Here is a 22,513-nt window from a genome sequence, read left to right as displayed (position 1 = left end):
CACAACAATTATTTTCCCCCCCTAGGGATCAGGTTAATTTTGTAGGGTGTTAAAATACTGTAAATGAAGCAGTAGAAGCAAACTGACCAAAATGACAAGGGAAATAAGACTTTTCAGCACATTAAAATTCGAACGGTTCACCGGGGAACCAGAATTTCGAAATCCAGCCGAACAGCCTCAAACCATTCCTTGGATTGGGATAAGATAAACAGTTGTCGAGACACTAAGAAATTACAAAACACGTGTTTAAGTATTTGAATATGGATTTTACAAGGGCTTATATCAGTGGAGTTAGCAAAAGGATCGGGTTCCTGATCCTTTTTATGCTGCTTTCCGTTGCAGGGTACTCACAGACGACTGTGAACCTTGCAGATCAATGTAATTGCGAGGTACTCAGTGGTACCGCAGTTACGGTTGCCGGAGCAACCACCCCATCCGGGGCGGACACCGGTGACATCTATGTCAATACGAATACGGGTACCATTTATTTCTGGGATGGCGATTCCTGGGAACTGACAGCCATAGATACCAATACAACCAATATTTCCTTTGCCGTGGTCGGAACCGACCTGGTAATGACCGACAGTGATGGAAATACGGTTAGTGTTCCTATTGCTGATATAGCTGCGGTGGCTGAAACCACCTCCACGCTGGTAGACAACGCCAACGGAACTTTCACCTATACTGATGAGGACGGGGTCGCCACCACCTTTGACGCCAAGATTGCTACGGTAGTAGACAATACGGACGGTACTTTTACAGTAACCGATGACTTCGGTACTTCGGTGACTATCGATACGAACAACACCGTGACCACCCTGTTGGACAACGGAAATGGCAGTTTTACCTATACCTCAGAGGACGGTACTGTAACCACATTTGCAGAGACTACCTCTACCTTGGTAGACAACGCCAACGGAACTTTCACCTATACTGATGAGGACGGGGTAGCCACTACTTTTGATGCAAAGATCGCTACGGTAGTAGACAATACGGACGGCACCTTTACAGTAACCGATGACTTCGGTACTTCGGTGACTATCGATACGAACAACACCGTGACCACCCTGGTAGACAACGGAAATGGCAGCTTTACCTATACCTCTGAGGACGGTACAGTAACCACTTTTGCTGAAACCACCTCCACACTGGTAGACAACGCCAACGGCACGTTCACCTATACGGATGAGGACGGGGTCGCCACTACCTTTGATGCGAAGATCGCTACGGTAGTAGACAACACGGACGGCACCTTTACAGTAACCGATGACTTCGGTACTTCGGTGACCATCGATACGAACAACACCGTAACTACCCTGGTAGACAACGGAAATGGCAGCTTTACCTATACCTCAGAGGACGGTACAGTAACCACATTTGCAGAGACTACCTCTACACTGGTAGACAACGCCAACGGCACTTTCACCTATACGGATGAGGACGGGGTCGCCACTACCTTTGATGCGAAGATCGCTACGGTAGTAGACAATACGGACGGCACCTTTACAGTAACCGATGACTTCGGTACTTCGGTGACTATCGATACGAATAACACCGTAACTACCCTGGTAGACAACTTGGATGGCAGCTTTACCTATACCTCAGAGGACGGGACAGTAACCACATTTGCAGAGACTACCTCTACACTGGTAGACAACGCCAACGGAACTTTCACCTATACTGATGAGGACGGGGTAGCCACTACCTTTGATGCGAAGATCGCTACGGTAGTAGACAATACGGACGGCACCTTTACGGTAACCGATGACTTTGGTACTTCGGTGACTATTGATACGAACAACACAGTAACTACTCTGGTAGACAACGGAAATGGCAGCTTTACCTATACCTCAGAGGACGGGACAGTAACCACATTTGCAGAGACTACCTCTACACTGGTAGACAACGCCAACGGAACTTTCACCTATACTGATGAGGACGGGGTAGCCACCACCTTTGATGCGAAGATCGCTACGGTAGTAGACAATACGGACGGCACCTTTACAGTAACCGATGACTTCGGTACTTCGGTGACCATCGATACGAACAACACAGTAACTACCCTGGTAGACAACGGAAATGGCAGCTTTACCTATACCTCTGAAGATGGTACGGTAACCACTTTTGCTGAAACCACCTCCACACTGGTAGACAACGCCAACGGAACTTTCACCTATACTGATGAGGACGGGGTCGCCACTACCTTTGATGCGAAGATCGCTACGGTAGTAGACAATACGGACGGCACCTTTACAGTAACCGATGACTTCGGTACTTCGGTGACTATCGATACGAACAACACCGTGACCACCCTGGTAGACAACGGAAATGGCAGCTTTACCTATACCTCTGAGGACGGTACAGTAACCACTTTTGCTGAAACCACCTCCACACTGGTAGACAACGCCAACGGCACGTTCACCTATACGGATGAGGACGGGGTCGCCACTACCTTTGATGCGAAGATCGCTACGGTAGTAGACAATACGGACGGCACCTTTACAGTAACCGATGACTTCGGTACTTCGGTGACCATCGATACGAACAACACAGTAACTACCCTGGTAGACAACGGAAATGGCAGCTTTACCTATACCTCTGAGGACGGTACAGTAACCACTTTTGCTGAAACCACCTCCACACTGGTAGACAACGCCAACGGCACGTTCACCTATACGGATGAGGACGGGGTCGCCACTACCTTTGATGCGAAGATCGCTACGGTAGTAGACAATACGGACGGCACCTTTACAGTAACCGATGACTTCGGTACTTCGGTGACTATCGATACGAATAACACCGTAACTACCCTGGTAGACAACTTGGATGGCAGCTTTACCTATACCTCAGAGGACGGGACAGTAACCACATTTGCAGAGACTACCTCTACACTGGTAGACAACGCCAACGGAACTTTCACCTATACTGATGAGGACGGGGTAGCCACTACCTTTGATGCGAAGATCGCTACGGTAGTAGACAATACGGACGGCACCTTTACGGTAACCGATGACTTTGGTACTTCGGTGACTATTGATACGAACAACACAGTAACTACTCTGGTAGACAACGGAAATGGCAGCTTTACCTATACCTCAGAGGACGGGACAGTAACCACATTTGCAGAGACTACCTCTACACTGGTAGACAACGCCAACGGAACTTTCACCTATACTGATGAGGACGGGGTAGCCACCACCTTTGATGCGAAGATCGCTACGGTAGTAGACAATACGGACGGCACCTTTACAGTAACCGATGACTTCGGTACTTCGGTGACTATCGATACGAACAACACCGTGACCACCCTGGTAGACAACTTGGATGGTACTTATACCTATACAAATGAAGGAGGGGCAACTCAGGTTATTAATACCAATGCAGCCTCAAATCCTTATGATAATACCACTTCCGGTTTAACCGCTACTGATGTGCAGGCGGCTCTGGATGAGGTAGCTGCAGGAAGCACGGATGATCAAAACATCTCAGGGTCCAATCTTTCCGGTACAGATCTCACTATCGGGATCGAAAACGGAGGCTCTGAAGTGGTAGACCTTTCTTCATTGGTAGACGATGCCGATGCGGATCCGACCAATGAATATAACACAGGAGTTGCCGTTACCGGTGGCGCCATCGAAGTTACAGACGGCGGGGGAACCCAGTCTGCGGGCCTTATCAGTGGGGATGCCAACAACGACATAGCCGTAGGTTCTGACGGAGCTCTTTATTTAAATGTTGCATCAGTAACGGTCTCCGAAACTATTACCAATATTTCGGATAACGGAGATGGTACCTTTACCTATGTGAATGAAAATGGGGTTTCCCAGACCATTTCGAAATCTGATATTTCGGATAATGGTAATGGTACTTATACATTTACTAACAATGATGGTTCTGATGTAACTCTGGATACCAGGGCCGCAGCAAACCCATATGACAATACAACATCTGGCCTTACCGCTACAGACGTTCAGGCAGCCCTGGACGAAGTAGCTGCCGGCAGCACCGATGACCAGAATATCTCTGGCTCCAACCTGGCCGGAACCACCCTTACCATAGGAATTGAGAACGGAACCAACGAAACTGTGGACCTCTCTGCCCTGGTAAACGATGCAGATGCAGACCCAGCCAACGAATTCAATACCGGGATCGGCTTTGACGGCACCAACCTGACGGTAACCGACGCCGGGGGAACCCAGTCTGTGGATATCTCTGGTGTAAGCACGGATGATCAGAATATCTCTGGCTCTAACCTCACCGGAACCGACCTGACCATTGGTATTGAAAACGGAGGCTCTGAGATAGTAGATCTTTCTTCTCTGGTAGGAACAGATGACCAAACCGCTGCTGAAGTAACCTATGACAATACTACCTCTGGCCTGACCGCTTCAGATGTACAGGCCGCCCTGGATGAAGTAGCGGCCGGCAGCACCGATGACCAGAACATCTCTGGCTCCAACTTAGCTGGGACAACCCTTACCATCGGAATTGAGAACGGAACCAACGAAACTGTGGACCTCTCTGCCCTGGTAAACGATGCAGATGCAGACCCAACCAACGAATACAACACCGGGATCGGCTTTGACGGGACCAACCTTACGGTAACCGACGCAGGAGGTACACAATCAGTAGACATCTCCGGAGTAAGTACGGACGACCAGAACATCTCTGGTTCCAACCTTACCGGAACCGACCTGACCATTGGTATTGAAAACGGAGGTTCTGAAGTAGTGGATCTTTCTTCCCTTGTGGGAACGGACGATCAGAATATCACTGGCTCTAACCTTACCGGAACCAACCTGACCATTGGAATCGAAAACGGAGGCTCTGAAGTAATAGACCTGGCTGCTTTGGTAGATGATGCGGATGCAGACCCAACCAACGAATACAACACCGGGATCGGCTTTGACGGGACCAACCTTACGGTAACCGACGCAGGAGGTACACAATCAGTAGACATCAGTGGAGTAAGTACTGACGATCAGAATATCACTGGCTCGAACCTTACCGGAACCAACCTGACCATCGGAATCGAAAACGGAGGCTCAGAAGTAATAGACCTGGCTGCTTTAGTAGATGATGCGGATGCAGACCCAACCAACGAATACAACACAGGGATCGGCTTTGATGGCACCAACCTGACGGTAACCGATGCCGGGGGAACCCAGTCTGTGGATATCTCAGGGGTAAGTACCGATGACCAGAATATATCTGGCTCCAACCTTACCGGAACCGACCTGACCATTGGTATTGAAAATGGAGGTTCTGAAGTAGTAGATCTTTCTTCTCTGGTAGGAACAGATGACCAGACCGCTGCTGAAGTAACTTATGACAATACGACCTCTGGCTTAACCGCTTCAGACGTTCAGGCAGCCCTGGACGAGGTAGCAGCCGGCAGCACCGATGACCAGAACATCTCTGGCTCCAACCTCACCGGAACCACCCTTACTATCGGAATTGAGAACGGTACCAACGAAACGGTTGACCTCTCCGCCCTGGTAGATGATGCGGATGCAGACCCAACCAACGAATACAACACCGGGATCGGCTTTGACGGCACCAACCTGACGGTAACAGATGCGGGAGGTACCCAGTCTGTGGATATCTCTGGTGTCAGTACAGATGATCAAAATATCTCTGGCTCAAACCTCACCGGAACCACCCTTACCATCGGAATTGAGAACGGAACCAATGAAACCGTAGACCTTTCTACCCTGGTGGACGATGCGGATGCAGACCCAACCAATGAATACAATACAGGAGTTGCCGTTGCCGGTGGCGCCATCGAGGTAACAGACGGAGGGGGAACCCAGTCCGCTGGCCTGATTAGTGGAGACGCCAACAACGACATAGCTGTAGGTTCTGATGGAGCCCTTTATTTAAATGTTGCCTCAGTTACGATTTCTGAAACGATTACCAATATTTCAGATAATGGAGACGGTACATTTACCTATGTCAATGAAAATGGAGCTTCTCAAATAATTGCGAAATCAGATATTTCTGATAATGGTAATGGTACCTATACCTTTACCAACAATGACGGTTCTGATGTAACCCTGGATACCCGGGCAGCATCAAACTCATATGACAACACCACCTCTGGCCTTACCGCTACAGACGTTCAGGCAGCCCTGGACGAAGTAGCTGCCGGCAGCACCGATGACCAGAATATCTCTGGCTCCAACTTAGCTGGGACAACCCTTACCATCGGAATTGAGAACGGAACCAACGAAACTGTTGACCTCTCTGCCCTGGTAAACGATGCAGATGCGGACCCAGCCAACGAATTTAACACCGGGATCGGCTTTGACGGGACCAACCTGACGGTAACCGACGCAGGAGGTACCCAGTCTGTAGATATCTCTGGTGTAAGCACCGATGACCAGACCGCAGCTGAAGTAACCTATGACAATACCACCTCTGGTCTGACCGCTTCAGATGTACAGGCCGCCCTGGATGAAGTAGCCGCCGGCAGCACCGATGACCAGAACATTTCTGGCTCCAACCTGGCCGGAACCACTCTTACTATCGGAATTGAGAACGGAACCAACGAAACTGTGGACCTCTCTGCCCTGGTAAACGATGCAGATGCAGACCCAACCAACGAATACAACACCGGGATCGGTTTTGACGGGACCAACCTGACGGTAACCGATGCAGGGGGAACCCAGTCTGTGGATATCTCAGGAGTAAGCACGGACGACCAGAATATCACTGGCTCGAACCTTACCGGAACCAACCTGACCATTGGCATTGAAAACGGAGGCTCTGAAGTAATAGACCTGGCTGCTTTGGTAGATGATGCCGATGCAGATCCAACCAACGAATACAACACCGGGATCGGTTTTGACGGGACCAACCTGACGGTAACCGACGCAGGAGGTACGCAATCAGTAGACATCAGTGGAGTAAGTACTGACGATCAGAATATCACTGGCTCGAACCTTACCGGAACCAACCTGACCATTGGAATTGAGAACGGAACCAACGAAACGGTTGACCTCTCTGCCCTGGTAGATGATGCGGATGCAGATCCAACCAACGAATATAACACCGGTATCGGCTTTGACGGCACCAACCTGACGGTAACCGATGCAGGGGGTACCCAATCTGTGGATATCTCAGGAGTTAGCACGGATGACCAGAACATCTCTGGCTCCAACCTTACCGGAACCAACCTGACCATTGGAATCGAAAATGGAGGCTCAGAAGTAATAGACCTGGCTGCTTTGGTAGATGATGCGGATGCAGATCCAACCAACGAATACAACACCGGTATCGGTTTTGACGGTACCAACCTGACGGTAACCGACGCAGGAGGTACGCAATCAGTAGACATCAGTGGAGTAAGTACTGATGACCAGAATATCTCTGGCTCCAACCTTACCGGAACCAACCTGACCATTGGAATCGAAAATGGAGGCTCTGAAGTAATAGACCTGGCTGCCCTGGTAGATGATGCGGATGCAGATCCAACCAACGAATACAACACCGGGATCGGTTTTGACGGGACCAACCTTACGGTAACCGATGCAGGGGGTACCCAATCTGTGGATATCTCAGGAGTTAGCACGGACGATCAGAATATCACTGGCTCGAACCTTACCGGAACCAACCTGACCATTGGCATTGAAAACGGAGGCTCAGAAGTAATAGACCTGGCTGCTTTGGTAGATGATGCGGATGCAGATCCAACCAACGAATACAACACCGGGATCGGTTTTGACGGGACCAACCTGACGGTAACCGATGCAGGGGGAACCCAATCTGTGGATATCTCAGGAGTTAGCACGGACGATCAGAATATCACTGGCTCGAACCTTACCGGAACCAACCTGACCATTGGCATTGAAAACGGAGGCTCAGAAGTAATAGACCTGGCTGCTTTGGTAGATGATGCGGATGCAGATCCAACCAACGAATACAACACCGGGATCGGTTTTGACGGGACCAACCTGACGGTAACCGATGCAGGGGGAACCCAGTCTGTGGATATCTCAGGAGTAAGCACCGATGACCAGACCGCAGCTGAAGTAACCTATGACAATACCACCTCTGGCCTGACAGCTTCAGATGTACAGGCCGCCCTGGATGAAGTAGCCGCCGGCAGCACCGATGACCAGAATATCACTGGCTCCAATCTTACCGGAACCAACCTGACTATCGGCATTGAAAACGGAGGCTCAGAAGTAATAGACCTGGCTGCTTTGGTAGATGATGCGGATGCAGATCCAACCAACGAATACAACACCGGTATCGGCTTTGACGGCACCAACCTGACGGTAACCGATGCAGGGGGTACCCAATCTGTGGATATCTCAGGAGTTAGCACGGATGACCAGAACATCTCTGGCTCCAACCTTACCGGAACCAACCTGACCATTGGAATCGAAAATGGAGGCTCAGAAGTAATAGACCTGGCTGCTTTGGTAGATGATGCGGATGCAGATCCAACCAACGAATACAACACCGGTATCGGTTTTGACGGTACCAACCTGACGGTAACTGATGCAGGGGGAACTCAGTCGGTAGACATCAGTGGAGTAAGTACTGATGATCAGAATATCTCTGGCTCCAACCTTACCGGAACCAACCTGACCATTGGCATTGAAAACGGAGGCTCAGAAGTAATAGACCTGGCTGCTTTGGTAGATGATGCGGATGCAGATCCAACCAACGAATACAACACCGGTATCGGCTTTGACGGCACCAACCTTACGGTAACCGATGCAGGAGGAACCCAATCTGTGGATATCTCAGGAGTTAGCACGGATGACCAGAATATCACTGGCTCTAACCTTACCGGAACCAACCTGACCATTGGCATTGAAAACGGAGGCTCTGAAGTAATAGACCTGGCTGCTTTGGTAGATGATGCGGATGCAGACCCAACCAACGAATACAACACCGGGATCGGTTTTGACGGGACCAACCTGACGGTAACCGACGCAGGAGGTACGCAATCAGTAGACATCAGTGGAGTAAGTACTGATGATCAGAATATCTCTGGCTCCAACCTTACCGGAACCAACCTGACCATTGGAATCGAAAATGGAGGCTCAGAAGTAATAGACCTGGCTGCTTTGGTAGATGATGCGGATGCAGATCCAACCAACGAATACAACACCGGTATCGGTTTTGACGGTACCAACCTGACGGTAACTGATGCAGGGGGAACTCAGTCGGTAGACATCAGTGGAGTAAGTACTGATGATCAGAATATCTCTGGCTCCAACCTTACCGGAACCAACCTGACCATTGGCATTGAAAACGGAGGCTCTGAAGTAATAGACCTGGCTGCTTTGGTAGATGATGCGGATGCAGATCCAACCAACGAATACAACACCGGGATCGGTTTTGACGGGACCAACCTTACGGTAACCGATGCAGGGGGTACCCAATCTGTGGATATCTCAGGAGTTAGCACGGATGACCAAACCGCTGCCGAAGTAACCTATGATAATACGACGTCCGGCCTGACCGCTTCAGATGTAAAGTCTGCCATTGATGAAGTGGTTGCCGGAAGCACGGATGATCAGTTTGATGATGAAGTTCCATTGCGCACCCCTATTGATGTAGACGAGGGGGGTGAAGCCTCTCCTACAAATGAAACCACTGTTCAGGAAGTGATCAATGCGATTGCGCCTATTACATCCAAATCGGCACGGATTTTTTATCCGCCCTCCATTGCAATTGATGCTTCAACCAATGGCACCGGATTTACGGTAGACCTGTATGCCCAGTATATTGCCCAGTACGGTACACCTGCGGTAGCGAGCTCAGGAGCACCTGCGGCCTTGCCAACCTATACAGCTGCAGAACTCTATTACTATGTAACCTACGCTGACCCGTCTGTATTTGCCAATATGAGTATTGATGCCAACGGAGTGCTGACCTATGATATTATCGGGCAACCTGCGGATTACAACTCGCTTATCAACGTGGTATTTGTAGTTAAATAGGCCCCTAATCCCTAACCATCCCTAATTGAAGCCAAAACTGATACATAAAGCTTATCTGACAGGACTATTTTTTCTGTGCCTTGGTTGTATCCAAATGAGTGCTCAGTTTTTATTACAGGCTCCAAATTCAGGGGATGAAACAAACTATCAATGGTATGAGGCCTCAGATCTCAGTACGGTTTTAAGTACAGATTTTTTCTATGAGGCTACCAGCCCCGGAGTATATTTTGCGACTTATGACGGTACCCTCTGTGGTACCAATGCCACGGGTTATTTTATCCTTACGGATTGCAATACTCCTGATAACCAGGTCACCATGGATATTTCTGCCAATGTGAGCGGGGCAGCAACCGTAAGCTGGAGTCCTGCCATTGGCGGGGATCCTTTACGTCCCACGGTAATTGCAACCCAGACAGTGGTCAGGTATACGGCAACACTCACCAAGGCGGGAAATAGTATCGACCTTCCTGCCTTTACTGTTGTTTGTATGCAACAGGCAGCAGTCCTGGTTGATGACCTGATAGCTACCGATGAAGACACCCCTGTTGTAGTACCGATTTACAGCAACGACAGTAGGTTGCCACAAAGCGGTTCTTTAACGGCAACCAATCCGGCAAATGGTACTGTAAGTATCAACGACAGCGGAACACCCAACGATCCAACGGATGATATCCTTACTTATACCCCGGACCCCGATTATAACGGGCCGGACAGTTTTGATTACACTGTCTGCAACACCTCTGGGGATTGCAGTACGGCAACGGTAACGGTTGATGTAATCCCAATTGTGGATGCCTTTGACGATGCTGTTGCGACCCCCGAAGACACTCCGGTTGTGGTTCCCTGGTCTGCAAACGATAATGATATTCCAGTTGACGGCAGTTTGACCACCACCCTACCGGCCAATGGTTCCCTGACTGTAAATGATAATGGCACCCCGTCAGATCCTTCGGATGATGTGGTTACCTATACGCCAAATTCTGGTTTTACAGGAGCAGACAGTTTTACCTACACCCTTTGTGACAGCCTGGGGAACTGCAGTATCGCCACTGTATCCATATTGGTGAACAGCGTTGGTATCGATATAGATCAGGACAACGACGGAATTGTTGATGCCTTTGAAGACCTCAATCCGGACGGGGATAACGATCCGGCTACCAATCCCACCGACACGGATGGAGATGGCATCCCGGATTACCTGGATATCGATAGCGATAATGATGGAATACCTGATAACGTAGAAGCCCAGACAACAGCTGGATATATCCCGCCAAGTGGTTTGGATGCAAATAATAACGGCCTGGACGATGCCTATGAAAACGGGGGTGTTGGTTTGATTCCGGAAGATACGGATGGAGACGGGCTGCCGGATTATGTAGATCCCGATAGCGATAATGACGGTGTTCCGGATGCTATAGAAGCGCATGACTGGAATCAGGATGGGATAGCGGATGTAGTTTTTATCGGATCTGACAAGGACAATGATGGTCTGGATGATGGCTATGAAGGTGGCAGCACTATTGATATCGACGTGAATGACGAGGTAAACGATCCAAATGTGAACCTGCCGCATACCGACAATGACGGGGAGGCAGATTACCGCGATGTTGACGATGATGCGGATAGTATTATGACTGCAGATGAAGATGCGGACGGCGATGGAAATTTCAGCAATGACGATATGGATGCAGACGGTATCCCGGATTATCTGGAACCTAACAACAATGAGGAAGAATTGATCGTTTATAATGTGGTTACCCCTAATAATGATGGCTCTCACGACGTGCTTAAGATTGAAAATATTGAGAACTTCCCGAACAACACCATTAAAATCTATAACCGATGGGGAGTACTGGTGTACACTACCCGGGCTTATAACAGCAACGGAAATGTATTCGATGGAACTTCACAGGGCAGGGCTACAATTGATCAGGACAATAAGCTTCCGGTGGGTACGTATTTCTATATCCTGGATTATGAAAACGACAACGGGCTAATGAAAACCCGATCCGGATATATTTACTTAAACCGATAAAACCATGCCAATACATAAACCAATTTCAACAAAGAAGGGCCTTAAGGCTAATAAATACCTTCTTTACTTCTTACTGTTTTTGGCAATGGGCCTGTACGGACAACAAGATGCCCAGTACACGCAGTACATGTATAATACGGTAAGTGTAAACCCTGGTTACGCGGGCTCCCGGGGTCACCTTAGTATCGCTGCACTTTACAGGGCGCAATGGGTTGGCCTGGAAGGCGCACCTAAAACACAAACCCTGAATATCCATTCTCCTATAGGGTATCGCGGCCTTGGGATGGGTATTTCCGTGGTGAACGATCAGATTGGCCCAACCTCTGAAACCTATTTTGACCTGGATCTCTCCTATACAATCCAGCTCGCCCGGGAGGCGCGCCTGAGTTTTGGACTTAAAGGAAGCCTTAATTTACTCGATATTCGATTTTCAGAACTCAACCAGGATCCCAGCAATCCCGACGCTACCCTGCAGCAGGATATTCAAAACCGCCTTACCCCTAATGTGGGCGCAGGGATCTATTACCACACCCAAAGATTCTATGCAGGTCTTTCAGTGCCTCGTTTTTTGGAAACGTCGCATTTTGAAGAATCTTCCCTTTCAACCGCCCGGGAACAGATGAATTATTATCTGATAACAGGTTATGTCTGGGATTTGAATCCACTCTGGAAATTCAAGCCGGCCCTGCTTTCCAAGGTAACGGCCGGAGCCCCCCTGCAGCTGGACCTGTCGGCAAACTTTATGTACAATGATAAATTGATCATGGGTGCAGCCTATCGCTGGGACGCAGCGATAAGTGGGATGGTTGGCTTTCAAATGTCTCCGGCCTTCCTGATAGGGATCGCTTATGACAAAGAGACCACAGCCCTTGGAAGCGCCCGTTTTAACGATGGTTCTTTTGAGGTTATTCTCCGATACGATTTCATCAAGGCCGTGGGGAATATAAAATCTCCGAGGTTCTTCTAAGAGGTTTTATTTAAATAGGATTCCGGCTCTAATTTTAAGAATGCCTTAACCGAAAAATAAGGGAAAGGGCGTATTTTTGGGCTGTGAGAGAAGAAGAAGTAATTTTAGTTACCCCTGAAGATACCGTTGTTGGGACCATGCCCAAAATGGAAGCCCACGAAAAGGCAGTGCTACACAGGGCATTTTCTGTATTCGTTTTAAATGAGAAAGGCGAAACGCTGCTACAGCAACGCGCATCTCACAAGTATCATTCCCCACTCTTATGGACCAATACCTGCTGCAGCCACCAGCGTCTTGGAGAAACAAATCTTCAGGCGGGTAAGCGCCGCTTACAGGAAGAAATGGGGTTCCAGACCGAGCTGCAGGAATTGTTTTCCTTTATCTATAAAGCCCCTTTTGACAACGGACTTACCGAACATGAACTTGACCATGTAATGTTGGGATATTATGAAGGGGAGCCCGCCATTAACCCGCAGGAGGTCAATGCATGGAAATGGATGGCCCTGCAGGACATTCAAACAGACCTGCAGCAAAATCCGGATGAGTATACAGCCTGGTTCAAAATTATATTTGATCGTTTCTATCAACACATCTCGAAAAACTCCTGACCCCATGAAAGTAAAAGTTAGCCGCAGGGCACATTTCAATGCCGCACACCGTTTATATCGGCAGGACTGGGACGATAAGACCAATCAGGATGTTTTCGGAAAATGCAATAATCCAAGGTACCACGGCCACAATTATGAGCTAATTGTCAGTGTAACCGGCCCAATTGACCCTGAAACAGGCTTTGTGATGGATATGAAAGTGCTCAAGGATCTTATCCGTGAAGAAATAGAAGATGCCTTTGACCATAAAAACCTCAATGAAGAAGTTGCGGAGTTTAAAAAACTGAACCCAACCGCTGAAAATATTGCTGTGGTTATTTGGAATAAACTGCGACCACATTTGAATGAATCATTGGAGTTGGAGGTACAGTTATTTGAAACGCCACGGAATTTCGTAACCTATACAGGCTAGTCATGGGTTTATCTAAAGGAAGCAAGGTTCCTGAATTTTCTTTGCAGGACCAGGATGGAAATTGGTTTCACTCTAAGGACTATCTTGGAAAAAGGCCAATGGTCCTTTTTTTTTACCCAAAGGATAATACCCCCGGTTGTACGGCAGAAGCCTGTGCTTTCAGGGATGCTTATGAAACCTTTACCGAACAGGGTATTTTAGTGGCCGGGATCAGCTCAGACTCGGTAAGCTCACATCAGAAATTTGCCAAAAGGTTCAGGCTTCCTTTTTTATTGCTGGAAGATACAGGAAATCAGGTCAGAAAGATGTTTGGCATCCGCAATAGTTTTTACAATCTGTTGCCGGGGAGGGAAACCTTTGTTGTGGACAAATCCGGGAAAATTGCAATGGCATTTAACAGCGTCAATGCCCTGAAGCACGTTCCGAAAGCCTTGCAGGCAGTGCGACAAATGAAAGAAGTATGAAAATCTATCCACTTAAATTTTATCCAATTTTTAAGGAAAGACTCTGGGGAGGTGAAAAGTTACGCACCGTACTCGGCAAAGATGTCAAAGGCGATCGTATCGGGGAAAGCTGGGAAATATCCGGAGTTTCAGGCGATGTATCGGTGGTCTGCAATGGTCCCTTAAAAGGCAAAAACCTGAATGAACTGATAGCGGCAGAGCCTGAGGCTTTGCTCGGTAAAAGTGTATTGGAGCGGTTTGGAAAGGAATTTCCAATCCTGATAAAATTTATTGACGCTGCCAGGGATCTTTCCATACAGGTCCATCCGGATGACACCCTTGCGCGACAGCGACACAATTCATTTGGCAAAACCGAGATGTGGTACATCATGGATGCAGATCCCGGTTCACAACTCATTATCGGATTTGAGGAAGATACCACCCCCGGGAAATACAGGGAGGCGCTGGATGCAGGAGATTTAACGAAGCTGTTGCATTACCAGCCTGTAGCGGCCGGAGAGGGGTACTTTATCAACAGTGGCAAAATACATGCTATTGGAGGGGGGATATTGCTGGCAGAAATTCAGCAAACCTCGGATATTACCTACAGGGTGTTCGACTTTAACCGAAAGGATGCCGATGGAAAGCTGCGGGAACTCCATACCGAACAGGCTGTAGACGCCATAGATTATAGCAGGAAGGATGATTTTGTACTCTCTTACCAGCAAAAACCAGGGCAGGCCAACCCAATGGCGGTAAGCCAGTATTTTACAACAGCTTATCTGGAGGTGGCTGGAAACCTGAAGAGGCAGCTCGAAGACAGGGAGGCATTCACCATCCTGATAGCAGTTGAAGGTGAGGCTGCTATACAAACCGGCAGCGAGAAGGTAAATATAAAGAGGGGTGAATCTGTATTGATTCCTGCTGCGGCAGACAGGGTTGATATACAGGCTGATTCCTGCAAACTTTTAGAAGTGACCATCTGATATACAGTGCCCATTCACTTGGAAGTTGTATTTTTGCACTAAATAAAATTGGTTATGGCAAGTATTCGAAACCTAAAGAAGGATATCAATAACGTACTCGGTGATGTTATAGAGGCTGTATATATAGTTGAGAGCACTAATAATATGGAAGGTTCCAAGGAAGGCTCGGCGATTATTGATAAGGCGATAGATACCTTCGATTCTCTGATAGCTGAGGTTAACAGCAAGGAGATTGAAAATAAAAAGAAGCACTTCAATACCGTTCGGGCAACCCTGGAAAAAGAAGCGAGATCCCTGGTGGATCAGATCAATAAGATGGCCTGAACCGGGGCTATTCCTTCCCGATTAATTCTTTGAGTTTGCGGCCGTATTTGGAGGCAGCAATTTCCTGATTCAGATTACTGTAAATGGAATCCAGAAACTTTGGATTGGCATCTGCCACATCATTTACGGCAATGATTGGCGCCAGATAGGTGTCCTTATTGCGTATAGCAAAATTGATGGAGTAGAGGTAAGAACGCCTGATATTTTGAACAGCCAGACCCTCCAGAGAATCCAGTTTAGCGGAATCTGAAGGCAGGCTTAATTCATTCTTGGCCTGGAACAGCTCCAGTTCCCTGATATTAAAACGTGTTTTGTTGCGCAAATACTCTTCGTATAATTCCTGGCCCGGGCCACCTTTTATTTCAGACTTTGCTTGAAAGGCATCGTAGGGACTATTGATCTGAACTACCCCGCTTTCACCATAAAAACTGACCCTGTCATTTATGGCATTGCCGTCTGCCTTGTCCAGGTATAAGTAAAAAATATCCGGTTGCTCAATCTCAACTTCCATCTCAAAGGCCCCGTTGCCGTTAACTTTCACGGAATCCAGATTTACCAGGGTGGAATCGGGAACGTACTGAAGATATAACATTCCCTTTTTAAGCCCTTTTATTTCGCCTTTTACCACCATTCGCTCCGTATCGGCACTGCAGGAAATTAGCATTGCAAACGCCAGAAAGGAGACTGCCCTTACAATTGTTCTCATCATCAAGATTTAAGCGGCAAATATCATATTTTTTTGTGAATTCTTAGAGGGAAGATGCCACTTCCATCAAATAGGCGCAGAATAATGCCCCACCCGTTCCAACCACATATCCGAAAACCGCCAATAAAACACCAACTGAACTCAGGGAAGGATGAAACTCAGCTGCCACAATGGGTGCAGAGGCGGCCCCGCCCACATTGGCCTGGCTGCCAACCGCCAGGAAGAAAAAGGGCGCTTTGATCAGTTTGGCGACCAAAATAAGTAACCCGGCATGGAAGCCTATCCATATGAGCCCCAGAAGAATCAGGCCCGGATTTTCCAATACCCTTCCCAGATCCATTTTCATTCCGATGGTGGCCACCAGAATATAAAGAAAAACCCCGCCAATTTTACTGGCCCCGGCTCCTTCGTAATTTTTGGCCCTTGTAAAGGACATAGCAACCCCCAAAATTGTCGCAATGACAATCATCCAAAAGAACTTGCCCCCCAAAAAGGAAAGGAAACTCTTGGGATCGGCAATCACTTCTGAAGACTCGCTCAAACCACTGCTAAAAATCTCACCCAGAAAATGGGCTGCTCCCACGGCGGTAAAGGCCAGTGAAAGCATCATTATGTAATCCCTGAGTGATGGAACACGGGTAATGCGTTCAGCAAATGCAGTTACCTTTATTCTCAACTCATCAATGGCAGAGGCGTCTGCTTTCAGCCAGCGGTCAATACGTTTTGTTTTGCCTACCCCCAGTAAAAGTATTGCCATCCATATATTGGCACATACTACATCTACCAGTATCATTTCCCCGTAGCGGTCCGGGTTAAACTTGAAAATTTCGAACATGGCCGCCTGATTGGCGCCTCCTCCGATCCAGCTTCCGGCTATGGTGGAAAGCCCCCTCCAGATGGCATCAAAATCATTCCCCCCAACCGTTTCCGGCGAAATTGCAGATACCAGCAAGATTGCCAATGGTCCCCCGATAATAATCCCTGCGGTACCGGTCAGGAACATGATAAGGGCTTTGGAGCCAAGGTTGGAAATGGCTTTGAGATCAATGCTAAGGGTCATCAGAACCAGTGCTGCCGGCAGCAGGTACCGGCTTGCCATAAAGTAGAGCCTGGAGTGTTCATCTGAAACCAGTCCGAAGCTTGCCAGCAGGGCGGGCAGCATATAGCATAACAAAATTGCAGGTACCCAGTTGTAAAATCGTTTCCAGAAACCCTTCTGGATTCCGGAGGTGTAAAAGATAAGCCCCAGGCAAAGGGCTAATAATCCGAAAACTACTGTATCATCGGTAATAAGCGGTTCGTCCATTTTAAAGGTTTGCTCAGTTCGCAGAAAAGATACAGGAATTATATAAAATATCCTCTGGCCTGTCAGATATTCAGCCAGTAGGTCAGTTTCAGGTTGACCGAACGGAATTTAGGACTGAAGCGGTCTACAAAATAGTTATCGGTATACACCAGGAACAAGTCGGACAAGGGAGCAAACCGCCATTGGAGGCGAGAATTTATCCCGAGGTTGTCCCGCTGATTGCTGTACTGCACCAGGGTGGCCCAGAAGAGGGATTTCGAAAAGGTAAGGTCAAAGCGTGGACTGATCAGCCAGATGTCAGCGCTGGAGTAGGGCTCGGGCAGGCTTATTTGATCATAATTGAACTGTACCGAAACCAATGCTTTGGGTTGGATTCGCAGATTGAGGCTTCCCTGCAGGGAAAAACGATTCCCGTTGTAGAAGTCCCCAAGGGTAGCTTCCAGTCCGTACGCAAATATCCGCCGTCGGTCTGAATTGTATTCCAATTGATAACTTGAATAGTAATAATCCGAATCGGCGGGCAATTCCAGTCCGCCTTCCGAACGGGTGGGATCGAAAGAGTTGAAAAGATAAGTATAGCGGTTAACCCACTGGGCCTGCACGCGAGACTGATTCTGAAAACGCGCTTCCCAGCTGGCACGGATACTGTAATCCGTATTCTGCATATCCTGGCTGGGCCTCCAAATAAAAGTTGGAAAAATACGAAAGCTGTGGTTATTGAAAATAGAATTTTCCGGCCAGAAGGTTCTTCGGATACCCGTACCCCCTTTGATTATATCTGTACGGCGTATAAACCCCAGGTCAGACCGGTAGTTTTCACCTATGTAAACCCAGTCCGTAAAGATGTTCCAGTTTCTGGAATTGTATTGTGTATTGAGTCCTGTAGACAAATCTTTCCCGCTGGATTCGGGCTGAAAGGATTTATGCAGGTAGTATTTCCCACTCCAGGTATTATCAGCCGAAATCAGGTTGTAATCTATCCCCAAAACCCGGTTGTATCGCTCTTCATCAGCTATAAAATCATCATCTCCCATGGTCTGTTTATTGATAAAGAACAAACCGATATTGGAACGGGAGAAAACCAGGTGTTGCAAGGCCAGCATGGAATTGTTGACGGATGGAATTTCATTAAGAGCATCTTTTTCCGTCTGGATGTTGAAAAAGCCGAGCCGAAGGTCTTTATTTACTTTTCCACTTAAGCGCACTCCCGCAAGTATGGGGTTCTCAATGGTATTTCCGTCAGGGTCTTCCGCTATCCCGATGCGACGTGAGAAAAAAGGATTTGCATCCCGCGAACCCCCGTAACTCGCAAAAAGGTCGTTGTTGTCAATAAAAAACTGCCGCTTTTCCGGAAGGGATACCTCAAAGCGCGATAAGTTGGTTACCTGATCGTCTACTTCAACCTGGGAAAAGTCCGGGTTTAAGGTTACATCAAGGTTCATGCTGTTACCAATAGAGATTTTGGCATCTCCACCTACCTTCACGGACGACTCCTGCAGGCTCGCTTCCCGGTCATTAAACCAGCCAGTAGTAACATAAGGGATAACAGCAAAAGGCGTTCTGGACTTTCCCAGGGGTTTCTCAAAAACCATATCCCCCATAAAGGTCAGCCCGTAAATGTTCTGGTTCTGCGGAATTTGAACCCAGGTACTGCTTTCATTAGACTGGGTGTCAAAACGATAGCTGTTAAATCGCCATTTTTGCTCCCCCTCCCTGAATTTAAAGGATGTCAAAGGGATAATAAGCTCAGAGGTATAGTAATTCTCGTACATTTTGGACTCTCCCCTCCATTTTACATCCCAGGAAATGGTAAAGCCCCTCAGGTCAAGGCCTCCCCCTGAAACCAGTCCTTCCCGCCTTACTCCATAAGGATTGGTTCCGAACAGGAAAGCATTATTTCCGTCGTTGAAGGTATCGAATAGGAGGGTGATATTATCTGAATTCCCGGCCCTGAAATCCCTTCTCAGGGACTCAATGGCGTAATTACTGCCCGCCGTATAAACCGTGATCCCAACATAGAGATTCGTTTCATCATACAGCATTTTAATTTCGGATTGCTCCCGGGCCTGAATGCTGTCTACAGGAAAGTACTCCCAGAAATCGCCGGCTGCTTCAGCCTCGGACCAAACGGGTTCATCCAGGATACCATCGAGTTTGATTTCCTGGTTTATATATTTAACCGTAAATGATTTATCCTCTTGTTGAGCGTATGTGGTCGCAAAAAAGAAAAGGAAGATTACCAGATACTGGAATCTCATCAGCCTTGGGATTAGTCGCAAGCAAATGTAACGATTGACCCTATATTTTTAACATATTTTAAAAAACCTTTAACCATTGCGGAGTGTTTTTTGCTTTGGGTAGGCTGCCAAGGTGTATTCCTGACTGCTGGACTGAAGGTCGAACGAAAGGAGGAATTGATTATGACTTGGAACGGAATTTCCTTTTTTTCGTCTTATCCGGATTGCTGAAAAGCCTTTTAAAGAAACCGTCGCGTTTTATTCCCGGACAATCCAGCATTTCTGTGATCTCTTCAGGAACGGGGCCAAAACTGCCCCCTGTCCAGGTGGCAAGCTCTTTATGGCTGCCAAGGGATTTATACCAGTTGGCAAACAGGGGCAGGGCCGCATTGGCCCCTTGCCCGATGGCCGTGTTGGGAAATCCTATTTCATGCTGGTCAAAGCCTACCCAGCTTACATGAACCAGTTTTGGGCTAAGGGCTACAAACCAGGCATCTTTATTATTTTGGGTCGTACCCGTTTTGCCTGCCAGTTCACCTTTGATCCCGTAGCGGCTGCGCAGCCTGGAAGCCGTTCCGGAATCCACCACGGATTTTAGGATTTCCAGGAGTATTTTCCGCGATTGTTCTGAATAAGCAGCCTCATCTGAAGGTTCTGGCTTATGCTGATATATTAGCTGATCGTCCATATCGCGTATTTCCTGGATCATAAAGGCTTTTGAGGGCCTGCCGGAATTCAACAGGCTGGAGTAGGCGGAAGCCAGTTCCGGGATGCCTATTGCTCCGGTTCCCAGGGCCAGGGAGGGTAATTCCGGAAGATCAGCAGTAATCCCCAATTTGCGGGTCAATTCAATGACCGGAGGGATGCCGGTCTTTTCCAAAACCTTAACAGCTACGGTATTCACGGAATTTTTCAGGGCGTGTTGCATGCTGTAATTCAAATAGGTTTCATCGGAATCTCCGGAATTAGAGGGTGTCCAGTCTTCCAGGTTTTCGTACCGTACTTCCCTGGCGGAAAAATAAGAACAGGGGTCCACTCCTTGCTCAAGTGCTGTCAGGTATACCAAGGGCTTGAAGGTAGACCCCGTCTGCCGCCTGCTCTGAGAGATATGATCGAATTTATAGGTCTCGAAATCAATTCCACCTACCCAGACCTTGACGGCCCCGCTTTTAGGCTCCATTGCCAGAACACCTGTATTGAGGAATTTCGCATAATGCAAAAGGCTGTCCAGGGTGCTGCCTTTTTTGTCAATATAACCCTCCCAGCCCTTAAGTCGCAGGGGCTTTTCCTGTGAAAGGCTGTCGCGTATCTGCTTATCAGATAAGCCGGCAGCCTCAAGTTTTCCCCATACGGTGGAGTTACGCAAAAGCCTGTTAATAAATTTTTGATCGGTCAGCCAGGGCGCCTTTCTCCCATATGCGCGTTCAACTTCTGCCTGCAGGGATTTCAAATGCCGGCGCATTTGTACTTCGGCCAGTTCCTGCATCCGGGAATCGAGAGTGGTATAGATTTTTAAACCGGAGGTATAGAGGTTGTACGCCTTATCTGTATCCTTTTGTGTTTCCAGGATTTTTTGGGACTGCTTTCTGACGGCCTCTCTGAAATAGGCAGCCGGCCCCGTGTTATGGGTCAGGGAATTGTACTGGATTCCAAGGGGAAGCTGCTTCAGGCTGTCTGCTTCCCGTTCCGAAAGGAAGTCATTTCGCTTCATGGATTCCAGCACCAAATTGCGGCGCTCCAGGCTGCGCTCCGGAAATACCCGCGGGTTGTACGAATAGGTAGCTTTTAACATGCCAATCAGGGTGGCAGCCTCTTCAATTTTTAAACCGGAAGTGGATTTGCTGTAAAATTTCCTGCTGGCACTTTCTATCCCGAAGCTGTTATCCCCAAAGGAGACTGTATTAAGGTATTTTACCAAAAGGGTGTCTTTATCGTAGAGGCGTTCCAGGCGCCTGGCCGTAAACATCTCTTTGACCTTGTCCACCACAATTCCCATCCGTCCTTTGCCCGACCGGGGGTAGAGGTTTTTGGCAAGTTGCTGACTCAGGGTACTTCCGCCCCCGGAACCGGCATCCTGAAGTAAGATGGTCTTAAAAAAAACACGGAAAAGACTGGGGTAATCTATTCCTGAATGCTTGTAATATCGCTCGTCCTCTATGGCTACCAAAGCCTGCAGCACAAAAGCGGGTATTTCCTGCCCGCTTACTACCTGCCTGTCGTATAAATAATATTTCCCTATTAAAACGCTGTCTGAGGTATATACCTCTGAAGCCCTGGGTTGTTCTGTATTACGCAGTTCTGCATAGGAAGGCAATTTCCCCCACATGCCAAGGTAGATGCTGAAAACAAATAGCCCGGATAGCAGGCCAATACAGCTGAGGCCTGCTATTAACCAGCGTAACCAGACCGGACGAATCCGGCGGAATAATGTTATGATTCTTTGCACGGTTGCAAGTTTATCTTTTAATCGGAATTGGAGGTCGAAATTAACAATATATTAAAGCCTCTTTTATACTTTTGGGTGCCA

12 protein-coding genes are annotated in these 22,513 nt (G+C 48.1%); 8 read left to right on the top strand and 4 right to left on the bottom strand.

Annotated features, from left to right (window positions below):
• Positions 1-260: 260 nt before the first annotated feature.
• The 8 genes from ACT6NV_RS01450 to ACT6NV_RS01415 all read left to right on the top strand — a co-directional run bounded on the left by ACT6NV_RS01450 (position 261) and on the right by ACT6NV_RS01415 (position 15,737).
• A complete protein-coding gene (locus tag ACT6NV_RS01450) occupies positions 261-9,962 on the top strand; it encodes a hypothetical protein (RefSeq protein ID WP_445385509.1) in 9,702 nt (3,233 codons plus the stop codon).
• Between the two features lie 94 nt (positions 9,963-10,056).
• Entirely contained in the window at positions 10,057-11,997 is a 1,941-nt protein-coding gene (locus tag ACT6NV_RS01445; protein WP_445385508.1) for an Ig-like domain-containing protein, read from the top strand.
• A 4-nt stretch (positions 11,998-12,001) separates the two neighbouring features.
• Positions 12,002-12,964 carry a PorP/SprF family type IX secretion system membrane protein gene (locus ACT6NV_RS01440; protein ID WP_445385507.1) on the top strand — a complete coding sequence of 321 codons (963 nt, stop codon included), beginning with the start codon at positions 12,002-12,004 and terminating at the stop codon, positions 12,962-12,964.
• A gap of 83 nt (positions 12,965-13,047) precedes the next feature.
• A complete protein-coding gene (idi, locus tag ACT6NV_RS01435; RefSeq protein ID WP_445385506.1) occupies positions 13,048-13,572 on the top strand; it encodes an isopentenyl-diphosphate Delta-isomerase in 525 nt (174 codons plus the stop codon).
• 4 nt (positions 13,573-13,576) lie between these two features.
• Positions 13,577-13,984, top strand: a complete 408-nt coding sequence (locus ACT6NV_RS01430) for a 6-pyruvoyl trahydropterin synthase family protein (protein ID WP_445385505.1) — start codon at positions 13,577-13,579, stop codon at positions 13,982-13,984.
• Between the two features lie 2 nt (positions 13,985-13,986).
• On the top strand, positions 13,987-14,448 hold the full coding sequence (locus tag ACT6NV_RS01425) for a peroxiredoxin (protein WP_445385504.1): 462 nt from the start codon (positions 13,987-13,989) through the stop codon (positions 14,446-14,448).
• Positions 14,445-15,413, top strand: coding sequence for a type I phosphomannose isomerase catalytic subunit (locus ACT6NV_RS01420; RefSeq protein WP_445385503.1), 969 nt, complete (start codon positions 14,445-14,447; stop codon positions 15,411-15,413). Before ACT6NV_RS01425 ends, ACT6NV_RS01420 begins: the two co-directional genes overlap by 4 nt.
• A gap of 54 nt (positions 15,414-15,467) precedes the next feature.
• Positions 15,468-15,737, top strand: coding sequence for a hypothetical protein (locus ACT6NV_RS01415; RefSeq protein WP_445385502.1), 270 nt, complete (start codon positions 15,468-15,470; stop codon positions 15,735-15,737).
• A gap of 7 nt (positions 15,738-15,744) precedes the next feature.
• Here the strand turns inward: ACT6NV_RS01415 and ACT6NV_RS01410 are convergent, their stop codons facing one another.
• From ACT6NV_RS01410 to ACT6NV_RS01395, 4 genes are all read right to left on the bottom strand, one after another.
• A complete protein-coding gene (locus ACT6NV_RS01410) occupies positions 15,745-16,443 on the bottom strand; it encodes a DUF4369 domain-containing protein (RefSeq protein WP_445385501.1) in 699 nt (232 codons plus the stop codon).
• Between the two features lie 43 nt (positions 16,444-16,486).
• A complete protein-coding gene (locus ACT6NV_RS01405; RefSeq protein ID WP_445385500.1) occupies positions 16,487-17,749 on the bottom strand; it encodes a DUF819 family protein in 1,263 nt (420 codons plus the stop codon).
• Between the two features lie 62 nt (positions 17,750-17,811).
• Positions 17,812-20,007, bottom strand: coding sequence for a DUF5916 domain-containing protein (locus ACT6NV_RS01400; RefSeq protein WP_445385499.1), 2,196 nt, complete (start codon positions 20,005-20,007; stop codon positions 17,812-17,814).
• A gap of 160 nt (positions 20,008-20,167) precedes the next feature.
• Positions 20,168-22,432: a transglycosylase domain-containing protein gene (locus ACT6NV_RS01395; protein WP_445385498.1), complete on the bottom strand. Its 2,265-nt coding sequence runs from the start codon at positions 22,430-22,432 to the stop codon at positions 20,168-20,170.
• Positions 22,433-22,513 lie beyond the last annotated feature (81 nt).

It is taken from the genome of Robiginitalea insularis (assembly GCF_052497835.1).
The sequence above is the reverse complement of the archived record's forward strand: the minus strand, read 5'-3'. Positions and strand labels throughout refer to the sequence as shown.

Excerpts from the sequence above, each read along its gene's own strand:
- ACT6NV_RS01430 (WP_445385505.1), top strand. The coding sequence starts at position 13,577 with ATGAAAGTAAAAGTTAGCCGCAGGGCACATTTCAATGCCGCACACCGT.
- ACT6NV_RS01425 (WP_445385504.1), top strand. The coding sequence starts at position 13,987 with ATGGGTTTATCTAAAGGAAGCAAGGTTCCTGAATTTTCTTTGCAGGAC.
- ACT6NV_RS01415 (WP_445385502.1), top strand. The coding sequence starts at position 15,468 with ATGGCAAGTATTCGAAACCTAAAGAAGGATATCAATAACGTACTCGGT.
- ACT6NV_RS01410 (WP_445385501.1), bottom strand. The coding sequence starts at position 16,443 with ATGAGAACAATTGTAAGGGCAGTCTCCTTTCTGGCGTTTGCAATGCTA.
- ACT6NV_RS01445 (WP_445385508.1), top strand. The coding sequence starts at position 10,057 with ATGAGTGCTCAGTTTTTATTACAGGCTCCAAATTCAGGGGATGAAACA.
- ACT6NV_RS01405 (WP_445385500.1), bottom strand. The coding sequence starts at position 17,749 with ATGGACGAACCGCTTATTACCGATGATACAGTAGTTTTCGGATTATTA.
- ACT6NV_RS01450 (WP_445385509.1), top strand. The coding sequence starts at position 261 with ATGGATTTTACAAGGGCTTATATCAGTGGAGTTAGCAAAAGGATCGGG.
- ACT6NV_RS01420 (WP_445385503.1), top strand. The coding sequence starts at position 14,445 with ATGAAAATCTATCCACTTAAATTTTATCCAATTTTTAAGGAAAGACTC.
- ACT6NV_RS01400 (WP_445385499.1), bottom strand. The coding sequence starts at position 20,007 with ATGAGATTCCAGTATCTGGTAATCTTCCTTTTCTTTTTTGCGACCACA.
- ACT6NV_RS01440 (WP_445385507.1), top strand. The coding sequence starts at position 12,002 with ATGCCAATACATAAACCAATTTCAACAAAGAAGGGCCTTAAGGCTAAT.